This is a genomic window from Methyloceanibacter sp. (genome assembly GCF_041573655.1).
Classification (GTDB): domain Bacteria; phylum Pseudomonadota; class Alphaproteobacteria; order Rhizobiales; family Methyloligellaceae; genus Methyloceanibacter.
The window spans coordinates 1-21,877 of record NZ_JBFFQD010000035.1; the positions used below are offsets into that span (position 1 = coordinate 1).

Below are 21,877 nucleotides of genomic sequence, written 5' to 3' on the forward strand. Positions count from 1 at the left end.
CGCGCCGATGCGCTCGGCCTTTCCGTGCCCATCGCCACCGTATCGTCGGCGGCTGAGGCGCTGTCCGTCTTCGACCAAGCGCTTCCCCTCCTCCCGATCGACGTCCCCGAGACTGTTACCGCCGGCCGGCCCACCATGGCCGCCATGGACGCGGTAAAACGTTCGATCGAAACGGCCGTGGCGCTGGTGCAACGCTGGGAAGCGCGCGCGGTCGTCACCAACCCCGTTTCCAAGGCGCACCTCTATGAGGCGGGCTTTGCCTTCCCCGGGCACACGGAGTATTTGGCCGCGCTTGCCGGTGACGGCGGCGAGACGCCGTTGCTGCCAGTCATGATGCTGGTGGCTGGTCCCTTCAAGGTCGTGCCCACAACGATCCACATCCCGCTAAAGGATGTGCCCCGGACCCTCACCCAGGACTTGCTGCGCGCGACCCTCGAGATCACCGACCGGGACTTGCGCCGCTTCTTCGGCTACGAGCAACCGCGGCTTGCCGTGAGCGGGCTCAATCCTCACGCGGGCGAAGACGGCAGCCTGGGACGCGAAGAGCTTGAGATCATCGCGCCCGTCATCGAGGCGGCGCGAAACGCAGGGCTTGATGTCTCGGGCCCCTACCCCGCCGACACGCTGTTCCATACGGCGGCGCGGGAGCGTTATGACGCCGCCATCTGCATGTATCACGACCAAGCGCTGGTGCCGTTTAAGACACTCGCTTTCGAAGAGGGTGTGAACGTCACGCTTGGGCTCCCCTTTGTGCGCACCTCGCCCGACCACGGTACGGCCTTCGACATCGCAGGTTCCGGCGCGGCAAATCCGCGAAGCCTCATCGAGGCGCTACGTCTCGCCGAGGCCATGAGCGAGAGTGCCGCCCGCGAGACGGTATCGTGACCACGCCCGACGGCCTGCCGCCCTTGCGCGAGGTGATCCGCAGCGCCGGGCTTACGGCAAAGAAGAGCCTCGGCCAGAATTTCCTGCTCGATCTCAATCTGACGGGCCGCATTGCGCGCGCCGCCGGGCCTCTCGAAGGCGTTACGGTCGTCGAGGTCGGCCCGGGACCAGGCGGCCTGACCCGTGCGCTCCTTATGGAAGGTGCAAGCGCCGTTATCGCCATCGAACGCGACGATCGTTGCCTTGCTGCTCTGGATCAGGTCGCGGCCGCTTATCCCGGCCGTCTCGACGTGATTGCCGCCGATGCGCTGGACGTCGACTATGGAGCGCTGGAGCTCGTGCGGCCCGCCCGGGTCGTGGCCAACCTCCCCTATAGCGTCGGCACGCCTCTCCTCATCGGATGGTTGAAGACCGAGCCTTGGCCGCCTTGGTTCGACAGGCTCGTACTCATGTTCCAGCGCGAAGTGGCCGAGCGCATCGTCGCCACGCCACGCACCAAGGCCTATGGCCGCCTGTCCGTGCTGTCCCAATGGCGCGCGCAGACGCGCATACTCTTTAACGTGCCGCCGGACGCTTTCACGCCAAAGCCGAAGGTCTCGTCCGCCATCGTGGAATTCGTGCCGAAGCCGGCCCCGACACCACCTTGCGATGCCGCACAGTTGGAGACGGTCACCGCGGCCGCGTTCGGTCAAAGACGCAAGATGCTGCGCGCCAGCCTCCGCCAGATCGTGCAAGATCCAGAGACTCTGCTCACGGGTCTTGGCCTTGATCCTAAAGCGCGCGCCGAGGAGTTGGAGGTTGCTGACTTCTGCCGGATCGCGAACGCGCTCAAGGATCGTTAGAGCTGCGACAGAAGGCCCTCCACGAATTCGTTCAACCCAGTGAGACGGGTGCGTCTTAGACGCTCCGCCGCCAGAATGGCATGCACCGCGGCAACCGATTGATCGACGTCGAAGTTGACGAGGACATAATCATAGTCCTTCCAGTGCTGGATCTCGTTGCTGGCGCCGCGCATGCGCCGGACGACGACGGCGGCGGAGTCTTGTGCACGCGTCTTGAGCCGCTGCTCAAGGGCGTCGGCCGTGGGCGGCAGAACGAAGACGGAAACCACATCGTTCCTTGCAGACTTGCGCAAGGCATCAGCGCCCTGCCAATCCACGTCAAACAACACGTCCTGGCCCGAACCTAAGGCCTGCTCCACGGGGTCGCGCGTCGTGCCGTAGTAGTTGTCGAACACGACGGCCCACTCCAGAAAGGCCCCCTGCTCCCGCATCCGGCTGAAAGCCTTCTTGTCTACGAAGTGGTAGTCCTGGCCATCCACTTCGCCGGGGCGCTGTTCGCGTGTCGTATGGGAAATCGAGGCGGCAACCCCCTCGTCCTCGTCAAGCACGCGCCGCGCGATCGTCGTCTTGCCCGCGCCCGACGGCGACGACAGCACCAGCATGAGTCCTCGACGGCCGATTGTCTCCATGGGAGGCCTCACTCGATGTTTTGGACTTGCTCGCGAAGCTGATCGATCACCGATTTGAGCTCCAGCCCCGTCCGGCTGATCTCAACATCGGAGGCCTTGGAGCAGATCGTATTGGCTTCGCGATTGAACTCTTGCGCCAGGAACTCCAGCTTCCGCCCGACCGGTGCGCCGCTGGCGATCAGTTCGTTGGCGGCCTCAACATGGGCACGCAAGCGATCGATCTCTTCTTGGATGTCGGCTTTCGCAGCCAGCAACAGCGCTTCTTGATGCAACCGCTCGGGCTCTAGCGTGGCGCCGGCCTCGGCAAGCCGCCCAATCTGTTCGCGAAGGCGCTCCGCGAGAATCGCCGGCTGACGCGCGACGGCGTCGGCCGCTTGGGCAACCAACGTGTCGATGCTGGAGATCTGCGTTTCGATGGCCTGCTGCAGGCGTTCGCCTTCGGCGGTCCGCGTCTCCACCAGCTGATCCAGAGCCGCCGCAAGCCCGGCAAGCAGCGCATGTCCAAGGGCCGCCTGCTTCTCCTCGCTGTCCTCAGGCTCCGCGGTCTCCACCACACCCCGCATCCCAAGCAGCGTATCGAGCTGGGCCGGTTCGAGACCACTCAAAGTGCTCGCCTGTTTGGCGACAGCCAGCGCCTGGCCAAGCGCGGTCTCATTGAGCCGGATCTCCGTCTGCCCGGCGTCACGCTTCACACCGAGATTGACCGTGCAATTGCCGCGCGCCAACCGCTCCTGGCAAAGACCGCGCGCACCCGCCTCAAGCCGTTCGAGACCCGACGGAAGCCGTAACCGCAGGTCGAGCGACCGCCCGTTGACGCTGCGCACTTCCCAAAACCAGCTGGTCTCCCCATGCAGCCCGTCGGTGCGGGCAAAGCCGGTCATGCTCTTCAAGGTCATCGACATTGCCTCGCTCAACTGAGGGGCTCGCCCGGCTTTATAGCCGAGTCGAGAACAAAATCAGGCCTGAAGGTACCCAAAGCTGCAAAATGGGGTGAAGAGACTCAAGGCGTGCGGCTGGGATTGCGCAACGGGATGGCCGGCGGACCGTCCACGACAGTGAGCCCGACCTCGCCTTCAGGCAGCAGGACGCCATGGTCCTTGGCCGCCTCCGCTGCCGCCGCCGCCTCGGCCTCGGCTTTCTGCCGCGCCCGGATCTCACGCTCGATCTTGCGCCACTTGACCACGTTGCTGTTGTGCTGGGCCAGGGTCGCAGAGAAGAAGTGTCCCCCCTTCCCGTTGGCAACGAAATACAGATCCTTGGTCTTCGCGGGCTTCAGCACCGCCTCGATCGCCGCACGTCCAGGATTGCCGATCGGCGTCGGCGGCAAGCCATCGATCTTATAGGTATTATAGGGGTTTGGACGATCAAGCTCTTCCCGCGTGATCGGATGGTCACGCATGCCAGACCCGCCAAAGATGCCATAGATAATGGTGGGGTCGGACTGAAGGCGCATCCGCTTGCGAAGCCGGTTGTGAAAGACGCTGGCAATGTGCGGCCGCTCCTCGGCAACGCCGGTTTCCTTCTCAACCATGGACGCCAAAATCACCGCTTCCTCCGGCGTCTTGACCATGATGTCCGGGTCACGCTCCTCCCACAGCTTCGCCAGGTATTTTTGATGCGCAACGGCCATGCGTTGGAGAATGTCCTCCCGCGTGTCCTTGGTGCCGAAACTATATGTATCGGGCAGAAGCGAGCCCTCGGCAGGTACTGCCGGCACAGGTCCATTCAGTTGCGTGTTGGCCGCCAGCCGCTGAACGATCTGCTGGCTCGTCCAGCCTTCCGGGAACGTGACCCGGTACTGGATAGATTTGCCTTCGACCAAGGTGTCCAGGACCTGACGCATGGAGGCGTGCTTATCGAACTGATACTCGCCGGCCTTTAGCGACCCCTGCCCCTTCAAATGCATAAAGTAGAAGATGCTCGCCATGAAGATGCGGCGGTCGGTGATGACACCTTCCGCTGTGAGCCGTTCCGCGATCGCCGCCGTACCTTCGCCCTTCGGCACGACAAACACGGTCGAGACCTGGAGCGGGCCCGGACGATTGAACTCCGAATGTATGAAGTAGAAGGCGCCGATGGCCATGCAGGCGAGAATAAAGACGGCGTTGACGAGACCATCGAGCATCCGCAGGAACGGACGATCGTTCTCCTCAACCTCTTCTTGAGCGCGAAGCTCGGGTGGACGTTGTGGCTCCAGCGCCTCGGCTGGACTGCGCGGCAGTGACTGCCCCGCCGGTCCGGGCATGGGGATCGGGCGCCCCGTTCCATAACCACCAGCCCCTTGACCTGGCGTCCCAGGACCCGGCGCCGCTTGCCCCGGCGTTCCAGGACGCGCGGCCCCATGACCTTGCGTCCCATGACCTGGCGATCCAGGACGCGCCGTTCCCGGACGCAGCGGGGGACGCCCGGGAGGATTCCCCGGTGGTTTCCCGGGAGGAGACGGTGGTGGTGGGGGAGTATTCCTCGAAGAAGTCATGCTGGATCAGCGCGCGCCCCCGCGGATGTCTAAGCCACTTTGCGTCCAAATATGGCGAAAGGGAGGTTCGCCTGACAAGCAAAAGCGTAACAGATCAAGCGGCGTAACGGCGCATGACTAGCGATGCGTTCGTCCCGCCAAATCCAAAGGAGTTGCACAACACCGTGTCGATGTTCCGTTGACGCGCTTTATGCGGCACGAGATCGATGGCCGTCGCAACCGAAGGATTGTCCAGATTGAGCGTAGGCGGCGCCACGTTGTCGCGTATCGCCAACACGGAGAAGATCGCTTCCACGGCGCCGGCGGCACCCAGGAGATGTCCCGTCGCCGACTTCGTCGACGACATGGAGACCTTGCCGGCGGCATTGCCGAAAAGCCGCTCCACGGCCCCAAGCTCGATCTCGTCACCCATGGGTGTCGAGGTGCCGTGTGCGTTAATGTAGTCGATATCGGCGGGGTCGATGCCCGCCCGTTTCACGGCCGCCGACATGCATCGGAAGGCGCCATCGCCATCCTCAGCCGGCGCGGTGATGTGGAACGCATCGCCCGTCAAGCCGTAGCCGATGATCTCGGCGTAGATATTCGCGCCACGCGCCTTGGCGTGCTCGAGTTCCTCGATCACCATCATGCCGGCCCCCTCGCCCATGACGAACCCGTCGCGGTCACGGTCGTAAGGCCGGGAGGCCTTCTGCGGCTGATCGTTGAAGTTCGTCGACAGCGCGCGGCAGGCTGCAAAACCAGCAAGCGCCAGACGGCAGATCGGCGATTCCGAACCGCCCGCAAGCATGACATCCGCATCGCCAAGCGCCACCAGCCGCGACGCATCGCCGATGGCATGGGCACCCGTCGAACAGGCGGTGACCACTGCGTGGTTAGGGCCTTTCAGCCCATGCTCGATGGAGACGTAGCCCGAAGCGAGATTGATAAGGCGGCCCGGAATAAAGAAGGGGCTGACCCGGCGCGGGCCCTTATCGGCAAACAGCAGCGAGCACTTCTCAATGCCCTGCAGGCCCCCAATGCCGGACCCTATCAACACGCCCGTGCGGATCTGATCCTCATAGGCGGTCGGCTTCCAGCCCGCGTCAGTCAGTGCCTGCGTGGCCGCGCCCATCGCGTAGATAATAAAGTCGTCGACCTTGCGCTGCTCTTTGTGTTCCATCCAGTCGTTTGGATTAAACGAGCCGTCGCTGCCGTCGCCCCGCGGAACCTGGCAGCCGATCTGGCAGGACAAATCCGAGACATCGAACTCATCGATACGCTGGGCCGCATTCTCACCCGCCGTCAGCCGACGCCAAGCAGTCTCGTGACCGCTGCCGAGCGGCGAGACAATACCCAAACCTGTGATGACGACACGTCGCATCGCGCCTTCGCGTGATCTCAAGAAAGACCGGTTATCGAGCCCAACGCTCGCTCGTCTTAACGCGCGGACGGCAAAATGCGTTCGCGCGAGGCCGGGGTTTACGCCGCCGTGTTCTTTTCCAGGAACTTGATGGCGTCGCCGACGGTGAGAATCGTCTCAGCGGCATCGTCCGGGATCTCGCACCCGAACTCTTCCTCAAATGCCATCACCAGCTCGACCGTGTCGAGGCTGTCCGCCCCGAGGTCGTCGATGAAGCTTGCATTGTCGGCGACCTTGTCGGCCTCAACACCAAGATGCTCCACCACAATCTTTTTTACGCGCTCAGAGATATCGCTCATGTCCTCGTCACCGTCCCTTAACTATGTCCTCGCGTACCCCCGAGCCCGCGGCTCATGGCCTTGTACCCCCGAGCGGCAATTCAGGGGCGTTGATCGCGGCGGGATTGTCCTTTGTCAACCCCCCACCGAACGGCCGTTTGGGTAACACACTCTATATGACTTTGCCAGAAGCCCTCATGCGGCACGGCGCCTTGCCAATCGTTCTCAGCGTGACCGCCTAACCCATTGTTACAACAGTCATTAAATCATGATCATGCCGCCGTTCACGTGCATGGTCTCGCCTGTGACATAGGCGGACTCGTCGCTGGCAAAGAAAACCGTCGCCGCGGCGACATCGTCCGGTTTGCCGAAGCTCTGCGCCGGAATCGCGGCAGCAATCGCCTCCTGTTGTTTCTCCGTCAGCGCATCGGTCATCGGGGTCGTAATGAATCCGGGTGAGATGCAGTTCGCCGTGATGCCGCGCGCGCCCACTTCGCGGGCAAGAGACTTGGTCATACCAACGAGCCCGGCTTTCGAGGCGGCGTAATTGCCCTGCCCGGGGTTACCGAAGACGCCTGAAATCGACGCGATGTTGACGATACGGCCTGCACGGCGGCGCATCATGCCCCGCAATATCCCGCGGGTGAGCGTGAACACGGACGTCAAGTTGACGGCGATGACGTCGTCCCACTCCTCGTCCTTCATCCGCATAAAGAGATTGTCGTGGGTGATGCCCGCATTGTTGACGAGAATATCGACCTGGCCCAGCGTCTTCTCTGCAGTCTCCGCAAGTTGGACCACGGCTGGCCGGTCGCGCAAATCGCAAGGCAGCACGAACACGCGCTCGCCGAGCTCTGTGGCAAGGGCTTCGAGTTTGCCCGCGTTGGTGCCCGAAATCGCCACCGAGGCGCCCTGCCCATGCAGCGCCTTGGCAATGGCCCCGCCGATGCCGCCGGTGGCGCCGGTCACCAGCGCATTCTTTCCGCTGAGATCGAACATTTAGAAGCTCTCCCTTCCTCAGGCGCTGCCGCCCTGAAGCGCCACGCTTGCGGCCTCCAGTTCGTCGGGCGTGCCCAAACTTTTGGCCTCGATGCCATCGAAACGTCTTGCAATGCCAGTTAGCACACGACCGGCGCCCACTTCGTAGACCGCATTCACATCCTTGCTGGCAAGAAAGGCCATGGTCTCGCGCCAGCGCACCATACCCGTGACCTGTTCGACGAGCCGGGACCGAATGGCCTCCGGATCGGAGATGGGTTCGGCCAGCACATTGGCAATCACCGGAACCGCCGGCGCATTGATCTCCACACCGGCGAGCGCTTCGGCCATCGCATCGGCCGCCGGCTGCATCAGCGCGCAATGGAACGGCGCGCTGACAGGTAGGAGCACCGCACGGCGGGCGCCATATTTCGGCGCCAGTTCGACGGCGCGCTCGATGGCGGCCCGACTGCCGGAGATAACCACTTGGCCTGGGGCGTTGTCGTTCGCGGCCTGGCACACGTCACTCTCGGCGGCTGCCTTGGCGAGCTCTTGGGCTTGCTCCAGGTCGGCGCCGAGAAGCGCGGCCATGGCCCCTTCGCCCACGGGCACCGCCGCTTGCATCGCCCGCCCACGGGTCTTCAGGAGCCGCGCCGTGTCGGCAAGGCTGAGCGCGCCGGCTGCGGCAAGCGCGGAATATTCGCCAAGGGAGTGCCCAGCCACATAGGCGGCCGTTTCGGCGAGCGACACGCCTTTGGTATCGCTCAAGACCCGCATCGCCGCCATGGAGACCGCCATCAGGGCCGGCTGAGCGTTCTCGGTCAGCGTCAAATCGGCTTCCGGGCCTTCCCACATCAAATGTGAGAGTTTCTGGCCAAGGGCCTCATCAACCTCAGAAAAAACGGCCTGGGCCGCAGGATATGCCTTGGCCAGCTCGGCACCCATGCCGACGGCTTGGCTTCCTTGGCCAGGAAAAATGAAAGCAATGCTCATGTGCTGAAAATCGTGGCGGTTGACAGAGGACCGCCAAAGACACTGTTTCAATCTGACCTGTCAAGCAAGTGGATGCCGCGGGGGCCCCGACGGCCTTGCAAAGCACGTGGCAGGCTCTATAAAGCGCCCACCAGCAACCGCTCCGGTCGGAGGCTGAACGGAGGACCGCTTTCGCGGCAGGCTTGAACGGCCGCCCTCCCGTGTCTCCGCTCTTCTGGGCATGCGCTCTAAAGAGCTTTCTTGGGCCTTTCCTTACCAATGCGCCCAGGTTGAGGCTTCGCGCCGGAGCAATGAAGAAGGAAAGGCTATTCATGCCTCTCTATGAGCATGTGTTCTTGGCGCGCCAGGATATCTCGGCGCAGCAAGTCGAAGGTCTGGTCGACACCTACCGCTCTCTCCTTGAGGAGAATGGCGGAAAGGTCGGCAAGACTGAATATTGGGGCCTCAAGTCCCTCTCTTACCGCATCAAGAAGAATCGGAAGGCCCACTACACGCTGATCAACATCGAGGCACCCCACGAGGCGGTTGCGGAGATGGAGCGGCAAATGGGTCTGTCGACCGATGTCATTCGCTTCATGACCATCAAGGTCGATGAGCACGAAACCGAGCCTTCGGCCATGATGCGCCGTTCGGACGACCGCGACGGTCGTGGCGATCGAGGCCGTCACCATGGCGGACGCCGTGACCACGGCCCGCGCGAGCCTCGTCCCGAACGCACCGAAGCGGCCAAGCCAAGCGAGCCCGCTGCTGAAGAGAAGAAAGAAGAGACGAAAGAGGAGTCCGGCGAATGAGCTCCACCTCCATGCAGGCCCGCCGCCCGTTCTACCGCCGGCGCAAGACCTGCCCCTTCACAGGCGATAAGGCACCCACGATCGACTACAAGGATGTGAAGCTGCTCCAGCGTTACGTGTCCGAGCGCGGCAAGATGGTGCCAAGCCGGATCACGGCGGTGTCGGCCAAGAAGCAGCGCGAGCTGGCCCGGGCCATCAAGCGCGCCCGTTTCCTTGGGCTGTTGCCGTATCTCATTCAGTAGGCTGACGCGCCAAACACGGCGCACGACGTGACGAGAAAGTTGGGGTAGGCCTGATGGCCTCCCCTAACCGCTCTTCAAAGGAGGCGGGACAGCGAAAACGATGCCAACACAGATACTTATTGGCGTAGGCGCAGGCCTTGTCTCAGCGGCTCTCTTTGCATCGGCCGCTCTGGCGGGCGCATTCGCCGGCATTCCCTTCTATCTCGCGCCGCTGCCGCTGTGCCTCGCCGGGCTCGGTTGGGGCCGCGCCACCGTCCTGATCGCGGCCGCGACAGGAGCACTGCTCCTAGCCGTCGTACTCAGCGCCCCTCTCGGGCTGGCTTTCGGGCTCACGCTGGGCCTCCCCATCGTCACGCTCATCCACCTCCTGCTTCTGGCGCGCCCCGCCGCAGTGCCGAATGAGGAAGGCGCTGCCGCCCTTGAGTGGTATCCCCCTGGCCGGCTCGTCGGCTGGGCGGCGATGATGGCCGGATTCTTGGCCGGCCTTCTCGCCCTTGCGCTTGGGCCGGACGTGGAGACCTATCGCCAGCAGGTTGGCGCCCTCCTCAGTCCCGAACTCATCGCGGCGCTCGATCCCGACGGCAACATCTTCACGCCGGAGACCGTCGAAAAACTCAAAGTCGTTTTGGCCAAGACCCTGCCGGCCGCGTTCGCGGTCGTCTGGCTGATCATTGTCCTCTTCAATCTTTGGGTGGGTGGATTCATTGTCGAGTCATCGGGCCGCGCCTTACGTCCCTGGCCCGATCTGCATGCTCTCGAAGTGCCGAACGCCTTTGTCGCCGTCTTTGCCGTCGCGCTCGCCCTGTCGTTCTTGCCAGGGATCGTTGGCGTGCTCGCCACCGGCTTTGCCGGTGCGATGCTGTTCGCCTACGTGCTGCAAGGCTTGGCGGTGATTCACACCTACAGCCTCGGCATGACCATGCGCCCGCTTCTGCTGGTCGCGGTTTATCTCGGAATTCTGTTCTTAGGCTGGGTCGCCATCGTGGTCGCCATTATCGGTCTCGGCGAGCCCTTGTTCGGCTTACGCCGCGGCCCCCGCACACCCAACACCCCGCCATCCAGAGACGACGAAACAGACTGACAACACATAGGAGTAGAACGCATGGAAGTCATTTTACTTGAGCGCATCGGCCGCCTTGGCCAGATGGGCGACGTGGTCAACGTGAAGGACGGTTACGCGCGCAACTTTCTCTTGCCGCGGGGCAAGGCACTTCGCGCCACCGATACCAACCGCAAGCACTTCGAGAGCCAGCGCGCGCAGCTCGAGGCTCGCGATCTCGAAGCCAAAACGGAAGCCGAGGCCGTCTCCGGCAAGCTCAATGGCGAGACCTTCATTGTCATCCGGCAAGCCGGCGACAACGGTCAGCTTTACGGCTCAGTCTCCACACGTGACATCTCAACCGCCGTCACCGAAGGCGGCTTCTCCATCGAACGCCGTCAGGTCCTTCTCGACCGGCCGATCAAGGCCCTTGGCCTGCACGAAGTTCGTGTCTCGCTTCACGGCGAGGTGGAGCCGAATATCGTCGTCAACGTGGCGCGGTCCGAGGAAGAGGCTGCCCGCCAGGCGCGCGGCGAGGACGTCACCCGCACTCTGAGCGACGAGGAAGAGGACGCGGAAGCCGCGCTCGAAGCCGCCGAAAGCTTGTTCGAGGAAGGTGCGAAGCCCGAAGAAGAGCAGCCGTCGGAGGCGGTCGAAGAGACCACCGAGAAGACAAGCGAGGACGAGACGCCCGCATAGTCACGCGGGGGCGTGCACCGCTGAAGCCTTAAGTAACGCTAGAGGCAGGCTGTTGTCCTGCCTGCCTCTAGTCTAAGCTAGCCTTGGCTCGACTTCGACGACTCGGTGGAGCCCGAGGTCATGACTAGGCGTGCGACATGGATGTTTCGCCCGCTCGTCAATACCCTTGAGCGGACCGTCACAACCGGTCATCTGAGACTGGTTGACAGTGATGGTTGTGCTTACGACTTCGGCGATCGCAGTGGCCCGCAAGTCATCGCCCGCATCACCGACAAGCGTACCGAGCGCCAACTCACACTCAATGCACCGTTCGCCATTGGCGAGGCCTACATGGACGGCCGCCTCGTTCTCGAACACGGCACGATCTACGACTTTCTCGAACTGCTGCTGACCAACGCCCAGCACCGCCAGCCTCGCTGGCTGCATTTTCTCGATCGCTTCATGTACGCGACGCAGCGCCTACAGCATTTCAATCCCATTGGCCGTTCGAAGCGGAACGTCGCCCACCATTACGACCTCGACAGCTCCCTCTACGCGCTGTTCCTCGATCCGGACCGGCAGTATTCCTGCGCCTATTTCGAGCATGACGGCATGTCGCTCGAAGACGCGCAGGAAGCCAAGAAGCGCCACCTCGCGGCCAAGCTCTATCTCGCCGACGGCATGCACATCCTCGACATTGGCTCTGGCTGGGGCGGCCTCGCGCTCTACCTGGCCAAGACCGCCCATGTGGAGGTCACCGGCATCACTTTGAGCGAGGAGCAGCTCAGAATCGCGCGAGAACGCGCCCGAGCCGAAGGCCTGGCGAAAGCCGTCAACTTCGAGCTCTGCGACTACCGCAATCTGGAGGGCAAGTTCGACCGGATCGTCTCGGTCGGCATGTTCGAACATGTCGGATCTGCCCATTACCGGATGTTCTTCCGCCAGATGAACCGGCTGCTCACCGACAACGGCGTGGCAGTGCTTCATTCGATCGGCCGCTTCGACGGCCCGGCCGCGACCAATCCCTTCATCGCCAAGTACATCTTCCCCGGCGGCTACATCCCGGCCCTCAGCGAGGTACTGCCCGCGGTCGAACGCGAGGGCCTGCTGGCCACCGACGTTGAGATCCTGCGGCTGCACTACGCCATGACCTTGCGTCATTGGCGCCAGCGCTTCCGCGGCGCCTGGCATACGGCGGCCGAGAAGTTCGGAGAGCGCTTCTGCCGCATGTGGGAAATGTATCTGGCGGGCTCGGAGACGGGTTTCCGCTACCAGAACCTGATGGTCTTCCAGCTCCAGGTGACCAAGGATCAGTGCGCGCTACCTCTGACCCGCGACTATTTCTTTGACGCCGAGCGCGAGTTGCGAATGCGCGAACGCCACGCGAGCCCCCAGCGCAAGCGCCGGAGCAGCCGCTAGCGGGATATCAACACTGTCTGTGCATGACAGAAAAATAACAGGCTTGCATAGAGAATCAGTGTTTTGCCAGGCGCGCCCCTTTGGTTAGCTAGCGCATGACCGCACTGATTCGCCCTGCCGACACCTCCGAAACGCCGGTTTTCCGGGAGTCGCCCCACAATCTGGAGGCCGAACAGGCGCTTCTGGGTGCCATCCTTGTCAACAACGAGGCCCTAGACCGGGTCTCGACCTTCCTGAAGCCCGGACATTTCTTCGATCGCCTTCATGGGCGCATCTTCGAAAGCGCGTCCAAGTTGATCATGGGCGGCAAGCGGGCGACACCGATCACGCTGAAGACGTTCTTCCAGAACGACGAGCCCGTGGCCGACCTCCCGGTGCCGCAATATCTCGGCCGGCTGGCGGCAAACGCCACCACCATCATCAACGCCGAGGACTATGGCCGCACCGTCTACGACCTCGCCATACGACGCCAGCTCATCGACATCGGCGAAGGCATGGTCAACACGGCCTTCGACTCTCCGATCGATGCCGCGCCCTCCGACCAGATCGAGGATGCCGAGCAGCAGCTTTACGAACTGGCAGAGACGGGAAAGTACGGCGCCGGGTTCGAGCCCTTCTCCGCCGCGCTGACCGATGCCATCGACATGGCCGCCAACGCCTATCAGCGCGACGGTGGATTGTCGGGGATCGCTACGGGCTTCTCTGACCTCGATCAGCGCATGGGCGGACTTCAGGCCTCGGACCTGATCATCATCGCCGGACGTCCCGCCATGGGAAAGACGGCGCTCGCCACCAACATCGCCTACCACGTCGCCAAAGCGAACGCCGCCAACGCAGGCGGCGATACGCCGGCCGATGGCGCGGTCGTCGGCTTCTTTTCCCTGGAAATGTCGGCGGAGCAGCTCGCCACCCGCATCATCTCCGAACAGTCCTACATCCCCTCTGAGCGCATCCGCCGTGGCCGCATCGACTGCGACCAGTTCGACCGCATCGTCGAAGTCTCCCAGGAGCTTCAGAACCTGCCGCTGTTCATCGATCAGACCGGCGGCATCACCGTGGCCCAGCTCGCCGCCCGCGCACGGCGCCTGAAACGCCAGCGTGGGCTCGGCTTCATCGTGGTCGACTATCTCCAGCTTCTGTCGGGCTCCTCGCGGCGCGCGCAGGAGGGCCGCGTCCAGGAGGTGTCGGAAATCACCACGGGGCTCAAAGCCCTGGCTAAGGAGCTGCATGTGCCTATCCTGGCCCTCTCCCAGCTTTCCCGTCAGGTCGAGCAGCGGGAGGACAAGCGGCCGCAACTGGCTGATTTGCGCGAATCCGGCTCCATCGAGCAGGACGCCGATGTGGTAATGTTCGTGTTCCGTGAGGAATACTACCTGGAGCGGAGCCAGCCCCGCGAGAACACAGAAGAGCACCGGCAGTGGCAACAGGACATGGAGACGGTCACCGGCAAGGCCGACGTGATCATCGGCAAGCAACGGCACGGCCCGACGGGGACGGTGACGCTGCAGTTCACGCCGGAGTTCACCCGGTTCTCCAATCTCGCCCCGTCGGAGCGTCTGCCGGAGCGCAGCGAGTGAGCCACGCGCGCACGCGCGACGCCGCTGCGGACAACAAGGTGCCCCCGGACAGCACCGCCCTGCTCACCATCGATCTCAATGCGCTGATTGCCAATTATGATCGTTTGCGCGAACTTGCCGCGCCGGCCGAATGCGCCGCGGTCGTCAAAGCCGATGCCTACGGTCTTGGTGTGACCGAAGTCGCACCGGCCTTGTGGCGCGCCGGCTGCAAGACCTTCTTCGTAGCGACACTGCCGGAAGCGGAAGAGCTGCGCGCGCTGCTGCCCGAAGCGGTGATCTATGTGTTCAGCGGCCTCCTGCCTGGGACGGCGGACATCTACCGCAAAGCAGACCTACGCCCCGTCCTGAACAGCGCCGAGGAAATCCGCGAGTGGGCCGCCCAATGCAGCCGCTACGGCGAAGCGCTCCCTTGCGCGGTCCATATCGACAGCGGCATGAACCGGCTCGGTCTGACGGCAGCCGACGTCGAGGCCGTGTCCAACAACCGGGAGCTTTGGTCGGCGCTCTCGCTTTCTTTGGTGATGAGTCATCTGGCCTGCGCCGACGATGCTTCGCACGCCAAGAACGCGGCCCAACGCGACATCTTCGACAGCTTGCGTGCGCGATTGCCCGAGACGCGGGCGAGCCTTGCCAACTCGGCCGGCATCCTGCTCGGCGCCGACTTCGTCTACGACCTGGTGCGGCCCGGCATCGCCCTTTACGGCGGACATCCGCAGCGGCGCGGACCCAATCCGTTTCAGCCCGTCGTGCACCTGATCGGACGCATTCTCCAGGTGCGCGAGGCGGAGCCCGGCGAGACGGTGGGCTACGGCGCTACGCGTACACTGCCCAACGGCGCACGCATCGCAATTGTTTCGGTGGGCTACGCCGACGGGTTGTTCCGCGCGCTCTCCGTGGCCGACGGCGGCGAAGGACTGGCCGTCCGCATCGGCGACCATGCCGCCCCGATCCTGGGACGCGTGTCCATGGACTTGATCGCCATCGACGTGACGGACGTTCCCAAGACGCACGCGCGGCGCGGCGAATGGGTCGAATTGCTTGGGCACAACATCAGCGCGCACGACCTCGCCAGCCACGCCAACACAATCGACTACGAGGTGCTGACCAGCCTTGGGCGCCGCGCCGTCCGGCGTTTCGTCGGCGGATAGCGCGAAAACGCATGGCCAAAGTCTCCAAAGCTTATGTCTGCCAATCCTGCGGTGCGGTCACGAACAAATGGACGGGAAAGTGCCCGTCCTGCGGGGCCTGGAACTCCATCATCGAGGAAGCGTCCACGCCCACGAGTTCCCCGGCCCTCGTGGCCATAAAGGGCGGCAAGGGACGCCTCGCCAGTCTCGAGACACTGAGCGCGGAGACAGAAGGCGCCTCCCGCATCAAGACAGACATTGCCGAACTCGACCGCGTGCTTGGCGGCGGGCTCGTGCCTGGCGCGGCCGTTCTCGTGGGCGGCGACCCCGGCATCGGTAAGTCCACGCTCCTGCTTCAGACGGCTGCCGAACTTGCCCAAGACGGTCACCGCATCGTCTACCTCTCCGGGGAGGAAGCGCCCGCGCAAGTTCGCATGCGCGCCAGCCGGCTCGGCGTGGCCGAAGCCCCCGTGGCGCTCGGCACCGAAACCAATATCGCCAGCATCATCGCCACGCTCGGCAGCGGACCCGCCCCGGCCCTCGTCGTCATCGACTCCGTTCAAACCCTGTGGTCGGAAGGCATTGAGTCGGCGCCGGGCACGATCTCGCAGCTGCGCGGCTGCGCCTCCGCCCTGATCAGCTATGCCAAGGCCAGCGGCACGACCCTCGTCCTCGTCGGCCATGTCACCAAAGACGGCCAGATCGCCGGCCCCAAAGTGATCGAGCATATGGTCGACACAGTGCTCTATTTCGAGAGCCTAAGCGGCCACCAATTCCGTATCCTACGCGCCGTAAAGAACCGCTTCGGCCCCACCGACGAGATCGGTGTCTTCGAGATGCGCTCTGAGGGTCTCAAAGAGGTGGAGAACCCATCGGCCCTCTTCCTCAACGATGCCGACCGGGGGACGCCCGGCACCGCGGTTCTCGCAGGCATGGAGGGCACTCGACCTATTTTGGTGGAAATACAGGCTCTTGTGGCCCCGAGTTCACTCGGCACTCCACGCCGCGCTGTGGTCGGCTGGGACCCCAACCGGCTCTCCATGCTGCTGGCGGTGCTGGAGGCCCGCTGCGGGGTCCGCCTTGGCAGCCACGATGTCTATCTGAACGTCGCCGGCGGATTGCGCCTTTCCGAACCCGCCGCAGATCTCGCCGCCGCCGCCGCCCTGCTCTCCTCGTTTACGGGCCGTGCGGTCCCCGAGGATGGGGTCTATTTCGGCGAGGTGAGCCTCACCGGCGCTGTCCGCGCCGTCGGACACACCGATCAGCGGCTCAAAGAAGCCGCCAAGCTCGGCTTTGCCCGGGCGGTTGTACCGGCCGCCTCTCTTTCCGCGGAGCGCGAGGTTGAGGGGATCGCCCTGAATCCGGTTTCGCAACTCGATGAGCTGGTTGCGTGGTTCGCTTTGACCGGGGATTAGACCGTTCCCTTGCGACAATGCGACGAGTGTTACCCAGGGGTCATTGCCCGACGGGGCCAATTGTGCTTCATCGCCGGGAATCGTGATAATCTGCCGCCGGCTGGCTGAGGGAGCGTCCGCGACATGCCAATCTCCTGGCTCGACATAATTTTGATCGTCATCATGCTCATCTCGGGCTTTCTGGCGATGGTTCGCGGATTCACCCGCGAAGTCCTGTCGATCTTTTCCTGGGCCATGGCCGCCGTGGCCGCGCTCTATTTCACGCCGCGCTATTACGAGGTGCTGATCCCGTATATCGATAACCCGAGCATCGCCCAGATCGCGTTTGCCGCCGGCGTTTTCATCATCACGCTGATCATCGTGAGCCTGATCACCTTCCGGATCTCCGACAAGGTCCTGGACAGCCGGGTCGGCGCCTTGGACCGGTCCTTGGGCTTCATTTTCGGCCTGGCGCGGGGATTTCTCCTCGTCGCCATCGTCTTCATCCTCTTCACCGCGCTTGCCCGAGACCAACCAGAATGGGTCCGCAACGCGCGCTCTTATCCCCTTCTTCAAAGGACGCAGGTGGCGATCGAGTCTCTGCTCCCCATGCATCCGGAAGAGTTGCTTCCTGGAGACTCCGATCAGCCCGAGGGCGCACCCGACGGCGAACCGGGGACGGACGCCGCGCCTACGCCGCCAGAACAGCCGTCGTAAGCGCATCAGTAACGAAACAAGTTGCGTGGCATTGAAGCCCTCGCCAGGGCGCCTATTTATGGAGAAGAAAGGCCATGCCCGTGACCGAACAGGCCGAGGTTAGCGACCCTGTCTTGAACTGGCTGGAAGAGGATAGGCTGCACGAGGAGTGCGGCGTGTTCGGAGTGTTTAACCATCCCGACGCCGCCGCGCTGACCGCGCTCGGCCTACACGCACTCCAGCATCGCGGCCAGGAAGCCGCCGGCATCGTCAGCTTCGACGGTGAGCACTTCCACACCGAGCGCCGCCTGGGCCTCGTCGGAGACCACTTCACCTCACGCCCCGTGATCGACCGCCTGATGGGCGACATGGCCGTTGGCCATGTTCGATACTCGACCTGCGGCGATGCCGTACTGCGGAACGTCCAGCCGCTCTTCGTCGACCTTGAGTCCGGCGGCTTCACGCTCTGCCACAACGGCAACCTCACCAATGCGCTCACTTTGCGCGAGTCCCTCATCAGAAAAGGCGCCATCTGCCAGTCGACGACCGACACTGAGGTGATCCTTCACCTCGTGGCGCGTAGCGAGAAGACCCAATTCGTGGAGCGCTTCATCGAGGCGCTACTCCAGGTCGAAGGTGCCTACGCTTTTGTCGGCATGACCAACAAAAAGCTGGTGGGCGCGCGCGATCCATTCGGGATCCGGCCACTCGTGCTCGGCCGCTTGGGCGACGCCTGGGTGCTTTCCTCCGAGACCTGCGCGCTCGACATCATTGGCGCAGAGTTCGTCCGCGAGGTGGAAAATGGCGAGGTCGTCGTTGCCACCCGCGAAGGCGGGCTGGAGAGCCACCGCTTCGTGCCCAAGCATCCCGCACGGCTGTGCATCTTCGAATACATCTACTTCGCCCGCCCTGATTCCATCATCGGCGGCCGTTCGGTCTACGACGTGCGCAAGGAAATGGGCCTGCAGCTGGCACGCGAAGCCCCCGCCGACGCCGACATGGTGGTACCGATCCCGGATAGCGGCGTGCCCGCGGCCATCGGTTATGCGCAAGAGTCCGGCCTGCCGTTCGAGTTCGGCATCATCCGCAACCATTATGTGGGCCGCACCTTTATTGAGCCGGAGCAACGCATTCGCCAGCTTGGCGTCAAGCTGAAGCATAGCGCCAATGAGCTTCAGGTGAAGGGCAAACGTATCGTGCTCATCGACGACAGCGTCGTGCGCGGAACCACGTCGGTGAAGATTGTGCAAATGATGCGTGAGGCCGGCGCAAAGGAAGTGCATATGCGCGTTTCGAGCCCGCCGATCACGCATCCGGACTTCTACGGCATCGACACGCCCGACCAAGACAAACTACTCGCAGCAAACCGCTCGCTTGAGGAGATGCGCTCCTTTATCGGCGCAGATTCACTGGCCTTCATTTCTGTCGACGGCATCTATCGGGCCATGGGCCTTGAGGCCCGCGACGACGACAATCCGCAATTCACCGACCACTGCTTCACCGGCGAATACCCGACGCGCCTACGCGACCGCGAAGGCCCGCCCGTCCAGAAGCAACTTTCCTTCCTCGCCGAGGTCGGTTGAGCGAGCAACGTCTTAAAGGCCGTATCGCGCTGATCACCGGCGCCTCGCGTGGCATCGGACGCGCAGCCGCGCGCCTTTTCGCGCGCGAAGGCGCGCACGTTCTGTTGCTGGCGCGGCAGCAAAAGACGCTCGAGACCGTGGATGACGAGATCAAGGCCGAGGGCGGCGTTGCCTCGATCATCCCCCTCGATCTCGAGGACGGACAGACCATCGACGCTCTGGGCCCAGCGCTTTATGAGCGCTTCGGCCGGCTCGACATCCTGGTTGGAAATGCGGGCGTTCTCGGTGGCTTACGCCCGCTGACTCATATCCCGTCTGAGATCTGGGACCGCGTGTTGGCCGTCAACCTCACCGCCAATTGGCGCCTGATCCGTACCTTGGACCCGTTACTCCAACGCTCCGATGCAGGGCGGGTCGTATTCGTCACCTCGCCGCGCGCCGCGAGCCTCGGCCGCGCCTACTGGGCGCCCTACTCCGTCTCCAAGGCGGCACTCGAAACGCTCGCAAAAACTTACGCGAACGAAACCGCCGACAGTCCGATCTGCGTCAACCTCGTTGACCCCGGGGCGACGGCCACCGCCATGCGTGCCGAGGCGTTTCCGGGCGAGGACCAGGACACGCTGAAGACGCCTGAGGCGGTGGCAGAAGTCATCCTGCGCCTTGCCCTGCCAGACTTCACAGAGACGGGCGAGATCGTCGCCGTGTGAGTGCTACGCCTTCGCGGACTAAGCAGGCGGGCGCGACACTACGAACCAAGCACCATACCGTCATAAGCGGGCTCGACCCCGTCAGGCAGTTGATCCTTCAGCGTCTCGTAGTCGAGGTCCACATGCATGTGGGTCAGCACGGCGCGCTTCGGCGCGAGCCGTTCGATCCACGCCAACGCCTGCTCTAAAGATAAATGGCTCGGATGGTGCGTGTAGCGAAGGGCGTCGATGATCCATATGTCGAGCCCCTTGAGATGATGGAGCGACTCTTGCGGGAAATCGCTGACGTCAGGCGAATAGGCGATATCCCCGAAGCGAAATCCCAGCGTATCGCTCTGCCCGTGACGCTGGAGAAACGGAACGGCTTCGATAGCTCCGCCCGGTCCATCGATCCGGACCGTCTCACCCGGTCGAATTTCGTGTCCGCTTAGCACGGCCGGGTACTCGCTCCCCTCGGGCGTCTCGAAGCAATAGGCGAAGCGCTCGCGGAGAACCTTGCCCGTCTCCTCGGTGTAGTAGACATCGACGCGGCGGCGCTGGTTATAGGCCACCATGCGCAGGTCATCGATGCCGTGGCAGTGGTCGGCGTGGTCGTGGGTAAACAGCACGCCGTCAAGAAGGCCAACGCCGACATCGATCAACTGTTCGCGCAGGTCAGGCGGCGTGTCCACGAGAACACGAGTCACCCCGTCCGGCCCTTCGCGCTCTATAAGCATCGCGCAACGGCGGCGGCGGTTCTTCGGATTGTTCGGGTCGCACGCGCCCCACTCATTGCCGATGCGCGGCACGCCACCTGACGTGCCGCAGCCGAGGATGGTGATTTTCAAGCTCATGCGGCGTTCGGCTGCGCCCCCAACGCCGAGCGCGGCACCTTGGTGAATAGGTTGAAAAAGTTCTCTGTGGTGATCTGCGCCAGTTCGGCTGCACTAATCCCGCGCACGGTCGCCAAGCGCGTCGCCGTATGTGCCACGAAAGACGGCTCATTGGTTTTGCCACGGAAGGGCTCCGGCGCCAGATAGGGCGCGTCCGTCTCCACCAGCACGCGGGTTGACGGCACAGTGCGCGCAATCTCGCGCAAGGCGTCTGCTTTTTTGAACGTGACAACGCCCGAGAACGAGACGAAGCCGCCGAGCGCAAGGCCGCGCTTGGCGAGGTCCGGCCCGCTGGTGAAACAATGAAGGACAAAGGGGAATGCGCCCTTCTCGCTCTCTTCCTCGAGGATGCGGGCAACGTCCTCGTCTGCTTCGCGCGCATGGATCACCAGCGGCAAGCCCGTCTCGCGCGCCGCGGCGATATGGGTGCGAAAGCCCTTCATTTGGGCATCGCGTGGACTGTGGTCGTAGTGGTAGTCGAGCCCGGCCTCGCCGATCGCCACGACTTTCGGGTGGCGTGCGATCTCGATCAGCTCATCGGCTGTCACGTCCGGCTCTTCGGCGGCATTGTGCGGATGGGTCCCGATCGAACAGAAGACGTTGTCGCGCGCCTCGACAATGTCCGTGAGCTTGCCGAACTGCGCGACCCGGGTCGAGATGGTCACCATGAGCGCCACACCCGCGTCTTGGGCACGCGCCAGGACGGCGTCGAGCTCGTCGCTGAGCTGCGGAAAATCGAGGTGGCAGTGACTGTCGATCAACATCACGGAAAGATGAAAATACCTAACGTCTTCAGGTTGCTAGTTTGCCGCTCAAGCAACAGATTCGCCCTCTATGTGCAGCATCTGGCTAGCGGACACAATAGCGCCATCCGGCACGCTGCGTGGGCGCCATTCTTAAGAGGACCGGAATGCCCAAACGCCCTTCACTTATGCTTGCCTTCCTGGCGACGCCCGCCGTCGCGCTCGCCCTGTTCATGGCCGCCAGCACCCCGGCCGAGGCCGGCTGTAGCAAACGGGTCGTTCTCTACGACGCCTCGTGGTGCCCTTATTGCCGGCAGGTCCGGGCCATCCTTGCCCGCAACAACATCCGCTACACCAGACGCGACGCCACGACGCCTACGGTGCAAGCCGAGATGAAAGCGCGGTTTGGCAACACCTCGGTCCCGCGGACCCTCGTTGGCGGCGTGCTGGTCAACGGCGTCAACGAGGCGCAAATCAAAAAGCTGTGCCGCTCATAGAGAGGCCTTAGGACGCCGGCGCCTCGTCGTCC

The 21,877-nt window shown here is 63.5% G+C and carries 23 protein-coding genes; 14 read left to right on the forward strand and 9 right to left on the reverse strand.

Annotated elements, in window-relative coordinates; genetic code table 11:
* Together pdxA and rsmA are read left to right on the forward strand one after the other, a co-directional pair.
* Positions 1–885: 4-hydroxythreonine-4-phosphate dehydrogenase PdxA (gene pdxA, locus ABY454_RS08915; protein ID WP_372929949.1), on the forward strand; the 885-nt coding region annotated here is incomplete at its 5' end.
* Positions 882–1,727: a 16S rRNA (adenine(1518)-N(6)/adenine(1519)-N(6))-dimethyltransferase RsmA gene (gene rsmA, locus ABY454_RS08920; protein ID WP_372929951.1), complete on the forward strand. Its 846-nt coding sequence runs from the start codon at positions 882–884 to the stop codon at positions 1,725–1,727. The genes pdxA and rsmA, both read left to right, overlap by 4 nt.
* Here the strand turns inward: rsmA and gmk are convergent.
* The 7 genes from gmk to fabD form a co-directional block, all read right to left on the reverse strand.
* Positions 1,724–2,356, reverse strand: coding sequence for a guanylate kinase (gmk, locus tag ABY454_RS08925; RefSeq protein ID WP_372929953.1), 633 nt, complete (start codon positions 2,354–2,356; stop codon positions 1,724–1,726). The genes rsmA and gmk overlap by 4 nt on opposite strands.
* 8 nt (positions 2,357–2,364) lie before the next feature.
* Positions 2,365–3,252, reverse strand: a complete 888-nt coding sequence (locus ABY454_RS08930) for a YicC/YloC family endoribonuclease (RefSeq protein ID WP_372929955.1) — start codon at positions 3,250–3,252, stop codon at positions 2,365–2,367.
* Positions 3,253–3,356: 104 nt separating this feature from the next.
* Complete coding sequence (mltG, locus tag ABY454_RS08935) at positions 3,357–4,601, reverse strand: endolytic transglycosylase MltG (protein ID WP_372929957.1); 1,245 nt, start codon at positions 4,599–4,601, stop codon at positions 3,357–3,359.
* 325 nt (positions 4,602–4,926) lie between these two features.
* Entirely contained in the window at positions 4,927–6,192 is a 1,266-nt protein-coding gene (gene fabF / locus ABY454_RS08940) for a beta-ketoacyl-ACP synthase II (RefSeq protein WP_372929959.1), read from the reverse strand.
* Positions 6,193–6,290: 98 nt separating this feature from the next.
* Complete coding sequence (locus ABY454_RS08945) at positions 6,291–6,530, reverse strand: acyl carrier protein (protein WP_372929961.1); 240 nt, start codon at positions 6,528–6,530, stop codon at positions 6,291–6,293.
* 240 nt (positions 6,531–6,770) lie between these two features.
* Complete coding sequence (gene fabG, locus ABY454_RS08950) at positions 6,771–7,508, reverse strand: 3-oxoacyl-[acyl-carrier-protein] reductase (RefSeq protein ID WP_372929963.1); 738 nt, start codon at positions 7,506–7,508, stop codon at positions 6,771–6,773.
* Positions 7,509–7,526: 18 nt separating this feature from the next.
* Positions 7,527–8,480, reverse strand: a complete 954-nt coding sequence (fabD, locus tag ABY454_RS08955) for an ACP S-malonyltransferase (protein ID WP_372929965.1) — start codon at positions 8,478–8,480, stop codon at positions 7,527–7,529.
* 311 nt (positions 8,481–8,791) lie between these two features.
* Between fabD and rpsF the strand changes: the two genes are divergently transcribed.
* The 11 genes from rpsF to ABY454_RS09010 all read left to right on the forward strand — a co-directional run bounded on the left by rpsF (position 8,792) and on the right by ABY454_RS09010 (position 19,733).
* The gene (gene rpsF / locus ABY454_RS08960; protein ID WP_372929967.1) at positions 8,792–9,271 is read left to right on the forward strand and encodes a 30S ribosomal protein S6; all 480 of its coding nucleotides are present in this window, start codon (positions 8,792–8,794) and stop codon (positions 9,269–9,271) included.
* Positions 9,268–9,513 carry a 30S ribosomal protein S18 gene (gene rpsR / locus ABY454_RS08965; RefSeq protein WP_372929969.1) on the forward strand — a complete coding sequence of 82 codons (246 nt, stop codon included), beginning with the start codon at positions 9,268–9,270 and terminating at the stop codon, positions 9,511–9,513. Before rpsF ends, rpsR begins: the two co-directional genes overlap by 4 nt.
* 100 nt (positions 9,514–9,613) lie before the next feature.
* Positions 9,614–10,594, forward strand: coding sequence for a DUF2232 domain-containing protein (locus tag ABY454_RS08970; RefSeq protein ID WP_372929971.1), 981 nt, complete (start codon positions 9,614–9,616; stop codon positions 10,592–10,594).
* A 21-nt stretch (positions 10,595–10,615) separates the two neighbouring features.
* Positions 10,616–11,251: a 50S ribosomal protein L9 gene (rplI, locus tag ABY454_RS08975; protein ID WP_372929973.1), complete on the forward strand. Its 636-nt coding sequence runs from the start codon at positions 10,616–10,618 to the stop codon at positions 11,249–11,251.
* A 120-nt stretch (positions 11,252–11,371) separates the two neighbouring features.
* Positions 11,372–12,649: a class I SAM-dependent methyltransferase gene (locus ABY454_RS08980; RefSeq protein ID WP_372929975.1), complete on the forward strand. Its 1,278-nt coding sequence runs from the start codon at positions 11,372–11,374 to the stop codon at positions 12,647–12,649.
* Positions 12,650–12,744: 95 nt separating this feature from the next.
* Positions 12,745–14,226 (forward strand): replicative DNA helicase, encoded by a 1,482-nt coding sequence (locus tag ABY454_RS08985; protein ID WP_372929977.1) that lies wholly within the window; start codon positions 12,745–12,747, stop codon positions 14,224–14,226.
* Positions 14,223–15,374 carry an alanine racemase gene (gene alr / locus ABY454_RS08990; protein ID WP_372929979.1) on the forward strand — a complete coding sequence of 384 codons (1,152 nt, stop codon included), beginning with the start codon at positions 14,223–14,225 and terminating at the stop codon, positions 15,372–15,374. The genes ABY454_RS08985 and alr overlap by 4 nt, the downstream gene beginning before the upstream one ends.
* A gap of 11 nt (positions 15,375–15,385) precedes the next feature.
* Positions 15,386–16,768: a DNA repair protein RadA gene (gene radA, locus ABY454_RS08995; protein ID WP_372929981.1), complete on the forward strand. Its 1,383-nt coding sequence runs from the start codon at positions 15,386–15,388 to the stop codon at positions 16,766–16,768.
* A gap of 123 nt (positions 16,769–16,891) precedes the next feature.
* Positions 16,892–17,464: a CvpA family protein gene (locus ABY454_RS09000; RefSeq protein ID WP_372929983.1), complete on the forward strand. Its 573-nt coding sequence runs from the start codon at positions 16,892–16,894 to the stop codon at positions 17,462–17,464.
* 74 nt (positions 17,465–17,538) lie between these two features.
* Positions 17,539–19,026: an amidophosphoribosyltransferase gene (purF, locus tag ABY454_RS09005; protein ID WP_372929985.1), complete on the forward strand. Its 1,488-nt coding sequence runs from the start codon at positions 17,539–17,541 to the stop codon at positions 19,024–19,026.
* Positions 19,023–19,733, forward strand: coding sequence for an SDR family NAD(P)-dependent oxidoreductase (locus tag ABY454_RS09010; RefSeq protein WP_372929987.1), 711 nt, complete (start codon positions 19,023–19,025; stop codon positions 19,731–19,733). Before purF ends, ABY454_RS09010 begins: the two co-directional genes overlap by 4 nt.
* Positions 19,734–19,771: 38 nt before the next feature.
* On the opposite strand, the gene ABY454_RS09015 is transcribed toward ABY454_RS09010, so the two are convergent.
* The gene (locus tag ABY454_RS09015) at positions 19,772–20,566 is read right to left on the reverse strand and encodes an MBL fold metallo-hydrolase (protein WP_372929988.1); all 795 of its coding nucleotides are present in this window, start codon (positions 20,564–20,566) and stop codon (positions 19,772–19,774) included.
* Entirely contained in the window at positions 20,563–21,369 is an 807-nt protein-coding gene (locus ABY454_RS09020) for a TatD family hydrolase (RefSeq protein ID WP_372929992.1), read from the reverse strand. The genes ABY454_RS09015 and ABY454_RS09020 overlap by 4 nt, the downstream gene beginning before the upstream one ends.
* Positions 21,370–21,515: 146 nt before the next feature.
* Between ABY454_RS09020 and ABY454_RS09025 the strand changes: the two genes are divergently transcribed.
* A complete protein-coding gene (locus tag ABY454_RS09025; protein ID WP_372929990.1) occupies positions 21,516–21,845 on the forward strand; it encodes a glutaredoxin family protein in 330 nt (109 codons plus the stop codon).
* The last annotated feature ends 32 nt before the right edge of the window (positions 21,846–21,877 follow it).